General features: G+C 72.4%; 6 protein-coding genes. 2 read left to right on the top strand and 4 right to left on the bottom strand.

The genetic code is table 11. The features are described 5' to 3' along the window. Window positions 1-23 precede the first annotated feature (23 nt). The 3 genes from ACQP2X_RS27430 to ACQP2X_RS27440 all read right to left on the bottom strand — a co-directional run bounded on the left by ACQP2X_RS27430 (window position 24) and on the right by ACQP2X_RS27440 (window position 8,139). Entirely contained in the window at window positions 24-1,382 is a 1,359-nt protein-coding gene (locus ACQP2X_RS27430; protein WP_498686675.1) for a DNA polymerase IV, read from the bottom strand. 85 nt (window positions 1,383-1,467) lie between these two features. Further along, complete coding sequence (locus ACQP2X_RS27435; protein ID WP_498686677.1) at window positions 1,468-7,290, bottom strand: LamG-like jellyroll fold domain-containing protein; 5,823 nt, start codon at window positions 7,288-7,290, stop codon at window positions 1,468-1,470. A gap of 219 nt (window positions 7,291-7,509) precedes the next feature. Beyond that, a complete protein-coding gene (locus tag ACQP2X_RS27440; RefSeq protein ID WP_498686678.1) occupies window positions 7,510-8,139 on the bottom strand; it encodes a class I SAM-dependent methyltransferase in 630 nt (209 codons plus the stop codon). 163 nt (window positions 8,140-8,302) lie between these two features. On the opposite strand from ACQP2X_RS27440, the gene ACQP2X_RS27445 reads away from it, so the two are divergent. Beyond that, window positions 8,303-9,163, top strand: a complete 861-nt coding sequence (locus ACQP2X_RS27445) for a helix-turn-helix transcriptional regulator (protein WP_498701057.1) — start codon at window positions 8,303-8,305, stop codon at window positions 9,161-9,163. A 35-nt stretch (window positions 9,164-9,198) separates the two neighbouring features. On the opposite strand, the gene ACQP2X_RS27450 is transcribed toward ACQP2X_RS27445, so the two are convergent. Continuing rightward, window positions 9,199-11,151 carry an acyl-CoA dehydrogenase family protein gene (locus tag ACQP2X_RS27450; protein WP_498686681.1) on the bottom strand — a complete coding sequence of 651 codons (1,953 nt, stop codon included), beginning with the start codon at window positions 11,149-11,151 and terminating at the stop codon, window positions 9,199-9,201. A gap of 71 nt (window positions 11,152-11,222) precedes the next feature. On the opposite strand from ACQP2X_RS27450, the gene ACQP2X_RS27455 reads away from it, so the two are divergent. Next, on the top strand, window positions 11,223-11,837 hold the full coding sequence (locus tag ACQP2X_RS27455) for a TetR/AcrR family transcriptional regulator (protein ID WP_498686683.1): 615 nt from the start codon (window positions 11,223-11,225) through the stop codon (window positions 11,835-11,837). The last annotated feature ends 1 nt before the right edge of the window (window position 11,838 follow it).

Genomic DNA, 11,838 nt, shown 5'->3' on the forward strand with positions numbered 1-11,838 from the left:
GAGCCGCCTGCTGAGCCGTGGCATCATGCACGCGGCACCGTCCAATCGGGTGGCTCAGCGGGATGCAAGGCCGGGTCGTCAGACGCGAAAGTGCGTACGGGACCTGGCGGTGTGGTGGGGCCTTCGAAGCGCACCGTGACGCGACCGCGGCCACTGCCCCAGACCCACCCTGGACCGTGATCGTCGTGGTGCACGTCCTGGCCCGGCCGCCCCACCGCCGGCATCTCAGGGGCCGGCCCCGGCCCGGCGGGCTCGTCGGCGTTGGCGGCGTCCGTGTGAGCGTCGATGGCGTCGGCGGTGTGGGTGATGCCGAACAGGTCGTCCTGGACGAAGTCGGCGAGCGCGGTCGCGCCGACACCGAGCAGCCGGATGCCGGCCGAGGTATCGACCTCGGCCAGCAACCGCCGGGCCAGCTGAGCCACGAGGCGTGGATCGTCGGTCGGCTGCGTGCGGGTCGTCGATCGGGTGATGGTCGTGAAGTCGTACGACCGGACCTTGATCGTGACGGTGCGGGCGGACAGGCCACCCGTGCGCAGCCGTCCGCCGACCCGGGCCGCCAGCAGGTCGAGCTCGCTGTTCAACCGGTTCCGGTCGGTCAGGTCGGTGTCGAAGGTCTCCTCGGCGGACACCGATTTCGCCTCCCGCTCCCCCACGATCGGCCGGTCGTCGTCGGCGCGGGCGAGCCGGAACAGGCCGGTCCCGTGGGCCTGGCCGAACCAGTCGAGCAGATCCGCCGGCTTCACCTGGGCCAGGGCGCCGATGGTGTGGATGCCGTTACGGCGCAGGCGTTCGGCCGTGGCCGGGCCGACGCCGGGAAGGCTGGTCACCGGCAGCGGATGCAACAGTGCCTGTTCCTCGCCCGGGGCGGCGATCGTGAGGCCGTTCGGTTTGCGCAGGTCGGAGCCGATCTTGGCAATGAGCTTGGAGGTGCCGATCCCGACCGAGGCGGTCACCCCGCCGGTGGCGGCGGCGATGCCGGTCTTGATGTGTTCCCCGAGCGCGGTGAGGCCGGCCGGGGACAGGTCGTGGTGGCCGGCGGCGGCCAGATCGATGTACGCCTCGTCGATGGAGACCTGTTCCACCAGAGGCGACAACTGTCCGAGCAGGGCCATGACGACCTCGCTGGTCTTGCGGTAGGCGGCGAACCGGGGAGCGAGGAAGGCGGTGCCGGGCGGGCAGCGGCGCCGCGCTTCGGCGGTCGGCATCGCCGACCGGGCCCCGTACCGGCGCGCCTCGTAGGAGGCGGTGGAGACCACCCCGCGCCCGGCGACTCCGCCGACGATGACCGGCCGGCCCCGCAGCGAGACCTTGTCGCGCTGTTCCACGGCGGCGAACATGGCGTCCAGGTCGACGTGCGCGATACTCGCCTCCCGTCTCACCATTACCCCTTACTCCGTACGTCTGTGCCAGCCCCTCCAGTGTCGGCCATGGGTACGACAAAATCGGTAAAGGGCGAAAGGTGCCGGCTCAGCGCCAGGTGACCGTGACCGTGGCGCTGCGGGCTATCACCGCTCCGGCGGCGGTGATGGTCTGGGCCTCGTACCGATGGGTGCTCTTGCCGTTGGCGACCGCGACCGTGCACGTGGTGGCCGTGCCGCAGACGCGGACGATGCGCTTGGTGGTGACGTCGCGGATGACGAAGCGGTACGGGGTGCCGGACGTGCTCGCGGCCGTTGTCGCCCGCAGGGTCACCTTGGCGCCCCGCGCCGGCTTCGTGGCGCTCGGGCGCAAACCCATCGCCGGTTTCGTCCACGTCACCACCACCGCGGCCGAGGACACCAGCACCCGGCGGGAACCGTCGAGTGCCTGCGCCTGGTAGCGGAAGGCCCCCGGGTCGTGCCGCAGCGTCGCCGCGCACGCGGTCACGCTCGTGCAGGTGGCCACCACGCGGGTGGTCCGGCCGTTCGTCTCGACGATCCGGATCTGGCGCGCCGCCGACGGGAGGGCCGGCGCCGTCGCCCGCAGGGTGACGAGACGGCCGGCTGACGGGCGCGAAGCCGTCGACGCGATTGTCAGGGCCGGGGCCTTCACCGTGTGCACGGCGCTGCCGGTCGACGCCGCGTACGAGGTCGTTCCGGCGTACACAACGGTGAGGTTGTGCCGGCCCACCGTCAGGGCGGCCGTGGTCAGTGTCGCGACCCCGCCGGTCAGGGCGGCGCCGCCGAGATCGAGCGACCCGTCGCGGAAGCGCACCGTCCCGGACGGGACGCCGGCCGGCGACGTGATCCGGGCGCTCAGCTTGACCGGATCGCCCTTGACCGACGTGGACGGTGCCACCGTCAGGACGGCCGAGGTCGCCGCCGGCGGTGTCGAGCCGCCTCCCGGGCTGGGCTTCACCGTGAACGTCGCCGTGCCCGAGGACGCCAGGAAGCCGTCGTTGCCGGCGTAGGCGGCGGTGATCGTGTGCGAGCCGGCGGCCACCCCGGACAGGGTGAGCGTCGCCGCGCCCGTGGTCAGCGCGGCCGTGCCGAGCACCACGGCGCCTTCGCTGACCGTGACCGTGCCGGCCGGCGTACCGGAAACGGCCTTGACCTCGACCTTGACCGTGACCGGCGAGCCCGCGGTGACGGATCCGGCGGTCACCGTGGTGGTGGTCGCGGCCTTCGCCGTCGTCACGACCGGCAGGTAGGTCACGTCGGCCGAGGCGGTGCCGCCCGGGGTCGTCACGCGCAGCGGCACGGTTCCTGTTCCGGCCGGGGCCACGGCGCTGACGGCGTACGGGGAAAGGACCTTGAAGCTCGTCGCGGCCCGGTCGCCGAACGTGACCGCGGTCGCGCCGAACAGGTCGGTTCCGAAGATCGTGACGGTGTCGCCGGCGGTCAGGCCGCCGCTCGGGGAGGCGCCCGTGATGGCCGGCGCCGTGACCGGGGTGGGCAGCGTGCACGGCAGCGTCAGCACCAGGCCGATCGCCGGTGGCGGCAACACGTGCGGCCCGTCCTCGACGACCGCGCCGGAGCCCGTCGCCGGGTCGACACAGTCGGCCGAGGTGGCCCGTACCCGATAACTGCCCGCCGCCGCCATCCAGGCGAACGCGCCCGACTCCGGTGTCATTTGCGGGTTGACGTGCGGGTCGATCATCTCGCTGGCCGCGGGCACCGGGGCGTACTTGCCGTCGTCGCCTTGCCGCAGCAGCGTGACCGTCGCGCCGGGAACCGGCCGGCCGTTGCGGTCGACGATGGTGCCGCTCGGGTCGATGAGCATGTGCCAGAAGTCGTCGACGAAGTTGCGGAACGCCTCGTTGTGGTTGTACGCCCACATGCCCAGCGCGATCACCGTGGTGGCCAGCAGCACCGCCGGCGCCACCTCGGGAAACGCGAGGGCCAGTAGGAAGCCGGCGTCGCCGACCAGGCCGACGGCGCCGCGCTGGGTCTCGCTGAGGCCGAGGATGTACGGGATGTACTCGCTGGCCAGCGTCTCGACCGACGCCTGGGCGCCCCACTTCAGGGTCTGCGAGGTGGCGAAGTGCTTGCCGAGATTGCGGGCGCTCTCGAAGTTGTAGGCGATGCCGAGGGCCAGCTTGCCCTTGGAGCACACCACGTCCGGGCATTCGAAGGCCGAGCCGCTGTCCTTGGTGATGGCGCCCTGATAGCTGTAGGAGCCGCCGGAGACCGCACCGCCGCCCGAGACCACCGTCACCGGGACCGTCCCGGTGCCGGACGGCACGGTGACCCGCAGCCTGGTCGGGCTCTCCACGGTCACGTTCTCGGCCGGGCGCTCGTCGAACATCACGACGGTGTTCGGGGTGAAGCCGTTGCCGGTGATGGTGATCTGGTTGCCGGCGTTGGCCGGGCCGCTTTCGTTGATCTTCGTGGCGGCGATGTAGTGGTAGGTGTCGAGCGTGCGGCTCGTGCCGTCGGCGAACCTCATCGAGACCGGCACGGCGCCGGTGCCGGGCGGCGCGGTCACCAGGTAGACGCCCTCGGCGTCCTTGGTGAAGGCCGGTGCCGTGACTCCGCCGAAGGCGAACGACGCCGCCGGGGACGAGCTGTCCACGTGCACGATGATCTTGTTGCCGCCGGCCTCGGGACCGCCGCCGGGCACGAACGGCGTGGCCGAGATGCGGCACAGGATCGACGTGGTGACCTGGGCGTCGCCGTGCATCGGGGACAGCGGCGGGATGGTCACCGCGTACTTGCCCGAGCCCAGCGGCTTCTCGGTCATCGTGAACGACCGCTCGTTGCCGTCCGGCGGGACCACGCTCAGCACGCCCAGGCCGTTCGGGCAGCCGGTGGTGCGGTACACGGTCGGCTCGGCCCAGAAGATCGTGGGCACGCCCGAGGTCTGGGTGCCGACCGTCGGGCTCTCGATCGACGAGCCGGACGGGAGGGCGGCCACGACCAGGTCGACGTCGGCGGTGATCCGGGAGGTGGTGGCCGGCGCCTCCGCGTGGGCCGAGCCGAGCCGGGCCGCGGAGCCGTTGCCGGTGGACGGCGGGAAGACGGTGATGTCGTACGAGCCGGGGGCGACCGACAGGACGTACAGGCCGTTGCGGTTGGTCCGTCCCTGGACGCACGCGCCGGCGGCCGTGCAGCCCTGGACCAGCGCGCCCGCGACCGGCCGCCCGTCGAAGGTCACCGTGCCGGAGACCGCCGCGTTCGAGCCGACCAGCCCGGAGCGGTAGTGCGCCGCGATCCGCTCGGCCGTCAGCGCCGCCGGGTAGACCGCGAGCTCGTCGTAGTCGCCGGCCCAGCCGCCGAGCTGCAGCGAGCCGCCCTCGCGGGTGTCGACCGGCATGGCCTGGGTGCCGAGCGACTCGCCGTCCAGATAAAAGGTCACCTTCGAGCCGTCGTAGGTGACGTTCCAGAGGTGCCACAGGTTGTCGGCCGTGTTGAACGGCACCGGGAACGTCCGCTCCTGGGCGGCGTTGTCGGTGATCCGGGCCTCCTCCACGTCGCGCAGCGAGATGGTGGTGCCGCCGTAGGTCAGGACCGGCGTGAGCCCGCTCGCGCCGTCGGCCTTGAACCAGAACTCGATGGTCCGCGCGCTGGCGCCGGTCGGCAGCGACGCCGCGGGGGCCCGCAGCACCGGCCGCCGGTCGGGCACGTGGGCGGCCGAGCCCGAGTCGCCGTTCACCGCGCCGGCCGTCTTCTTGGTGACATAGGTGCCGTACGCGGCGTTGCGGCACTTCCCGCCGGTTTCGAAGGCGACCCGGGAGCCCGCGTCGTCCAGCCGGTAGTACAGCGCCGGCTTGTCGGCCACCACGGTCTGGCCGTACGCCGAGGCGGCCGCACCGGCGCAGGCCGGCCCCGTCGAGTTGCCGGCCGTCCAGTGCGCGCCCACCCGGTCGGCCGACAGCGCCGCCGGATAGACCGCGAGCTCGTCGTACGCGCCGGCCCAGCCACCCAGCCACAGGCCGCCGCCGGCCTGGGTGGCCAGCGGCATGGTCCGCGTGCCGAGCGACTGCCCGTCGAGAGAGAAGGTGATCTCGGTGCCGTCGTAGGCCACGTCCCACAGGTGCCAGGCGCCGTCGGCGATGTTGTATGGCAGGGCGAACACCCGGTCCTGGGCGCTGTTGTCGGTGACGTGCACTTCCTCGACGTCGCGCAGCGAGATCGTGGTGCCGCCGTAGCGCAGCACCGGGGTCAGCCCGCTCGCCCCGGCCGCCTTGAACCAGAACTCCACCGTCCGCTCACCCGCGCCGGTCGGCAGCCCGGCGGTCGAGGCGGTGAGCAGGTTGCCCCGGGTCGCGACCTCGGCCGCGCCGTCGGTGTCACCCGCCAGGGCGCCGGCCGTCCCGCCGGCGAAGCTCGCGGTGGCGGCGTTGCGGCAGTTCCCTGAGTAGTCGTACGCCACCCGGCCACCGGCGACGTCGCCGAGCCGGAAGTACGCGGCCGGCTTGTCGGCCACGACGGTGGCCGCGTAGCCGTCGGCGGGAGCGGTGGCGCAGGCGCTGCGGGTGGACGCGCCGGCGGTCCAGTGGGCGCCGACCCGGGCGGCGGTCAGCGCCGCCGGGTAGACGGCCAGCTTGCTGTAGTCGCCGGCCCAGCCGCCCAGCCACAGGCCGCCGCCGGGCCGGGTGGCCAGCGGCATGATCTGGGTGCCGAGCTGCTGGCCGTCCAGGTAGAAGGTGACGTTGCGACCGTCGTAGACGACGTTCCACATGTGCCAGGCGTCGTCGGCGATGTTGTACGGCAACGCGAACACCCGGTCCTGGGCGCTGTTGTCGGTGACGTGCACTTCCTCGATGTCGCGCAGCGAGATCGTGGTGCCGCCGTAGCGCAGCACCGGGGTCAGCCCGCTGGCCCCGGCCGCCTTGAACCAGAACTCGACGGTCCGGGCCTTCGCGGCCGAGGGGAAGGAACCGGCCGACGCGGTGAGCACGGTGCCACGGTCGGCGATCTCCACGGCGCCGCCGGCCTTCGCACCGTACGAGGAACTGGAGTACCCGGCGTTGCGGCAGTTCCCGGACGCGTCGAACGCGGACCGGCCGGCCGGCCGGTCGCCCAGCGGATAGAAGGCGGTGGGCGAGTCGGCCCGCACGGCCATCCCGTACGCGTCGGTGGGGTCGGCGGCGCAGGCGGTCGTCGCCGACTGTCCACGGGTCCAGTGCGCGCTGACCCGCTCGTCGGACAGTGCCGTCGGGTAGACCGCGAGCTCGTCGTAGCTTCCGGCCCAGCCGCCGAGCTGGAGGTCGCCGCCCGCGCTGGTGGCCATCGGCATGCTCTGCGTGCCGAGCGACTGGCCGTCCAGATAGAAGGTCACGCCCGCGCCGTCGTACGTGATGGTCCAGAGGTGCCAGGCGTTGTCGGCGATGTTGTACGGCAACGCGAACGTCCGGTCCTGGGCGCTGTTGTCGTTGACGTGCACTTCTTCGATGTCCCGCAGCGAGATGGTGGTGCCGCCGTAGGTGAGGACTGGCGTCAGGCCGCTCGCGGTGCCCGGCTTGAACCAGAACTCGACCGTCCGCGCCGCCGAGCCCGAGGGCAGGGCGGCGGCCGGCGCCCGCAGGACAGGAGCCCGGTCGGGAGCGAGCACCGCGTTGTCGGTGTCGGACGGGACGGCGCCGTCGACACCGGTCACCGCCGAGCCGGAGTAGGTGCCGGTGACGCCGTGACCCGAGGAGTCGGCGGCGGTCGCGCCCTGCGTCTCGCCGAGGCGGTAGTAGACCGACGGCTGGTCGGCCAGCACCAGAGAGGCGTAGTCGGCGGCCGCCCGGATCGGCGCCATTGTGTTCGCCGGGGCCTGCGTGTTCGCTGGGGCGTGCGCGTTCGCTGGGGCCTGTGCGAGGGCGATCAGCGTAGCGGTCGCGGCGAGGGCCGCCAGCAGCCGCGGGGCACCGATCCGAGCCATGTGTCGTGTCCTTTTCGTCGAGTCGATGCACGCTAACGACAGCTGACGACCACGTCGCGGGCTCGGCGGGCTTTTCACCGGCACGGCGGCGCGGAAGGGACGACATAGGCGACTTGGCCGGACGTTCAGGCGGCGACCTCCTGACCGGCCGCCCGATGGCCTGGGGCCGTGGCGCTGATCATCCGGCCTCCGGAACGGCCCGCCGGGGCGCCCGTTGTCTCAGGCGACCGCACGGAAGAAGGAGTAGTGCCCGGCGATCCGGCGGCTGCCCTGGCCGGCCTGGGAGACCTCGGTCAGCCCGCCCTGGCGCATGACCGCCTGGATCCGTTCCGGGGTGTGCCCGGCCAGCCGCGGGTGCTGGTGGCCTAGCCGGCCCGGGTGTGGTGTCCCGTCCGCGTCGAGCAGGTGCAGCTCGCCACCGGGGCGCAGGACCCGGCGGATCTCGCGCATCGCCGCCACCTGGGGCTCCTCGTCGAGGTGGTGAAGCATGTAGGAGGACAGCACCCGGTCGAGGCTGTCGTCCGGCAGCGGCAGCTCGTCGGCGTACGCGAGCGTGAAGCGCACCGCCAGGCCGCGGCGAGCGGCCTTGCGGCGGGCTTTGCGCAGCGCGGCCGGGTCGGGGTCGATCCCCATCAGGTCGGCGTCCGGCACTCGGCGGCCGAGCCGCATGAGCAGGTCGCCAGGTCCGCAGCCGACCTCCAGCACCCGGTGGCCGGGCTGAACGCCGGCGTGATCGAGCAGCTGCGCGTGCACCTGGGAGATGCCGGCCGCCCGGGTGAACGGGTCGTAGAGGAACAGCATCCAGTGCCGGCCCATCGCCGGGATGTACGGCCGTACGGCTCCGGTCATGACAGCCTCCCGCAGTAGTGATCAGACGAACTTCGGTCGTACTCTCAGCGTCGTGCCCCAGCAGAGCGAGGACATCGCAGAGTCCGTGGCCGGGATAGGACATTCTTCGGATGCTCCGGCGCACGCACGGCCGACCCGGATGGCCCGGCGGACCACCGGCGGCGTGCCGGTCGCGGCGTTCCGCCGGTCACCCGGCATCCCGCCGGTGGCGGTGATCCGGCTGCCCGGCCGGCCGCTGACGCCGCAGCCGCTGCCCGGCCCGCAGACGCATACGCACGACTTCCTGGTCCTGCTGTACGCACATCGCGCCGGCGGCGGCTTCCTGATCGACGACCGCGCATGGACCGTGGCCGACGGCGATCTGTTCGTGATCGCGCCGGGCCAGGTCCTGTCCTTTCCACAGCCGGCCGACCGGATCATCGAGGACGGATGGGTGGTGTTCTTCCCGGCCGATGTGATCCGCGGCGGGGCGTACTCGTGGCGATCCCACCCGCTGCTGTTCCCGTTCGCGTGCGGCGCCGACCGCACGCAGCGGCTGCGGGTCCCACGGGAGCAGCGGCCCGGCTGGATGGAGCGGATCAGCGCGCTCGACGGCGAGTTGCGGACCCGGGGAACCGGATGGCCGGAGGCGTCCCTCGCACACCTGATGCTGGTGCTGGTCGCGGCGGCCCGGCTGGCCGGTGACCTCGCCGGTGAGCTGCGCGCGGCCGACGAGCCGTTGCTGGCCGCGGTGTTCGACGTGATCGAGCACCGGTTCGCCGAGCCGATCTCGCTGGCCGACGTGGCCGGCGAACTGGCGCTGACCCCGGGGCACCTGACCACCTCGGTCCGCCGCCGGACCGGCCGGACCGTGCAGCAGTGGCTCACCGAGCGGCGGATGCAGGAGGCCCGTCGGTTGCTGACCGAGACTGACCTGACGGTGGCGGCGATCGCCCACCGGGTCGGCTTTCCCGACGCCAGCTACTTCATCCGGCGTTTCCGGGCCGAGCACCAGACCACGCCCGCGCTCTGGCGGCGCCGCTGACCGGGTGGCGATGAAGCTGCTGGTGGAATTGCCGGCTAGCTTTCGGCGTCGTGTTTGGCCATCGTGTCCTGGCGGGCGGGCTCCTCGCGCAGGATCGCGGCGTCCAACCAGGTGTCGGGGAGGGCGAAACCGTCGACCAGGGTGCGCATGTGCGGGCGCAGGTCGCGCAGCAGGTCGTTCACCGCGGCGGTCACCGCCTTGGACCGGGCCGGGGTGAGGCGCTGGTGTTCGAGGAACCAGCCCCGGTCGGCCTCGATGGTGGTCAGGGCGTACAAGTCGCAGACCTTCGACAGCAAGGCCTTCACCTCGGCGTCCTTGGTGCGCTCGATGCCGGCCACGAACGCCTCCAGCACCACCCGGTCGATGTGGGCGGTCGCCGTCTTCAGCACGTGGTCCTGCACGTCGTTGAAGATGTCGAACTGCCTGTCCTTCTTGGTGGCGGCGCCCTTGCGCAAGCGGCGGATCACGCCCTCGAGGACGTGCTTCTCACGGTCCTCCAGCATCTTCAGCTGCCAGCCGCGGTCAGTCAGGGCCACCTCGTCGCCGCGGCCGGGCACGGCGTCGACCAGGCGCTGAATGAGTGAGCGGGCCGCCGTGCGCTCCAGCATCATCTCGCGGACCTGGTCGGCCACGAACGCCGTGCGGCCCCAGCCGTCCAGGGAGCCGAAGGCGTCCCGGTAGCCGGTCAGCAGGCCCTTCGCCACCAGCTGGAGCAGGACCGTGTTGTCGCCCTCGAAGGTGGTGAACACGTCGGTGTCGGCCTTGAGGCCGGGCAGTCTGTTCTCCGAGAGATATCCGGCGCCGCCGCATGCCTCGCGGCACATCTGGATGGTGTGGGTGGCGTGCCAGGTCTGTGCGGCCTTGAGGCCGGCCGCCCGTGACTCGAGCTCGCGCTGGTCGTGCTCGGCCGCGCCGGCGCCGGCCACCTGGACCGCGTGCATCTTGGTGACCAGTTCCTCCTGGCCGAAGTGCAGGGCGTACGACTTGGCCAGGGCGACCAGCAGCTTGCGCTGGTGGGCCAGGTAGTCGTTGAGCACCACCTCGCGGTCGTGGCCAGGTGCGCTGAACTGGCGGCGGACGTCGCCGTAGCGGACCGCGACGGTCAGCGCGACCCGGGTGACGGCCGAGGAGGCGCCGCCGACGCTGACGCGGCCCCGCACGAGGGTGCCGAGCATGGTGAAGAAGCGGCGGGTGTCGTTCTCGATCGGGCTGGAATAGGTGCCGTCCTCGGCGACCTGGCCGTAGCGGTCGAGGAGCATGTCGCGGGGCACGCTGACGTGGTCGAAGGTGAGGCGGCCGTTGTCGACGCCGAGCAGGCCGGCCTTGTGCCGGTCGTCGCCGATGGTGACGCCGGGCATGGGGTTGCCCTGCTCGTCGCGGATCGGCACCAGGAAGGCGTGCACGCCCTTGGCGCCACCATCGGTGATCAGCTGCGCGAAGACCACGGCCATCCGCCCGTCGCGGGCCGCGTTGCCGATGTAGTCCTTGCGGGCGGCCTCGTGCGGCGTATGCAGATCGAACGTTTGTGAAGCCGGGTCATAAGTGCATGTGGTCCGCAGCCGGTGGACGTCGGAGCCGTGGCCGGTCTCGGTCATCGCGAAGCAGCCCATGAGCTCGGCCGACATGATGTCGCGCACGTAGGCCTCGTGGTGGCGATGGGTGCCCAGGGCGGAGACGGCCCCGCCGAACAGGCCCCACTGCACGCCCGCCTTGACCATCAGGGAGAGGTCGACGTGGCCGAGCATCTCGGCCGCGACGACGGCGGCGCCCGGGTCGAAGGTGCCGCCGTACTCCGAAGGGAACGCCGCCGTGACCCCGAGCTCGCCGGGCAGTTCGGCCAGCAGGCCGGTGATGCGCGAGCGGGCCTCCTCGATGCTCTCGCCCGGCACCGGGGTGAACCGGCTGTCGTCGAGCCTCTCGCGGGCGGCCCGGCGGATGTGCGCCCAGCGCCCGTCGAGCACGTCACGCAGTGCGGCAGCGTCGGCCATGACTCCCCCTCGCGAAAAGGTACAGCTTGTACCCCACCGTGGGTACAGACTGTACCAGTTAAGGTGAGCGGATGAGCTCAGCCGCCGTCAGGAAGGACACCGTCGCCGCGCGGCGAGCCGGCGGCGTCAACCACCGGGAGCGCATCGTGGCGGCCGCCGTGCAGGCGATCGAGGAGCACGGCAGCGACCCCGGCCTGGCCGTCATCGCCGACCTCGCGGGTCTCCCCCGTCCGCACGTCTACCGGCACTTCACCGGCAAGGACGAGCTCGACCAGGCGGTGGCCCGCCAGGCGGCCAAGATGCTCGGCGCCTGGATCCGCCCGTCGCTCACCGTCCGCGGCACCCCGCCGCAGGTCATCGACGGCCTGATCGACCGGGTGCTGCAGTGGGCGGCCATGCACCCGAACCTCTACCGCTTCCGGGTGCGGCTGAGCCCGGGCGAGGCCGTCCCCCAGCTCACCCGTGCCCTGGCCGCCTATGTGCGCACCGGCCCGCCGGAGCATGTCGTGGCCGGGGTGATCGGCCTGGTCGACTCCAGCGTCCTGTGGTGGTTCGACCATCGCGACGAGATCGACCAGCAGACGCTGAGCGCGTCGCTCTCGGCCCAGGTGTGGCTGCTGCTGGCGGCCGCGCTGACGAGCCTCGACCCGGACGCGCCGCTGACGCCGTCCTATCCGGAGGCGTGAG

Source organism: Actinoplanes sp. CA-131856 (genome assembly GCF_050956135.1).
Taxonomy (GTDB): Bacteria; Actinomycetota; Actinomycetes; order Mycobacteriales; family Micromonosporaceae; genus Actinoplanes.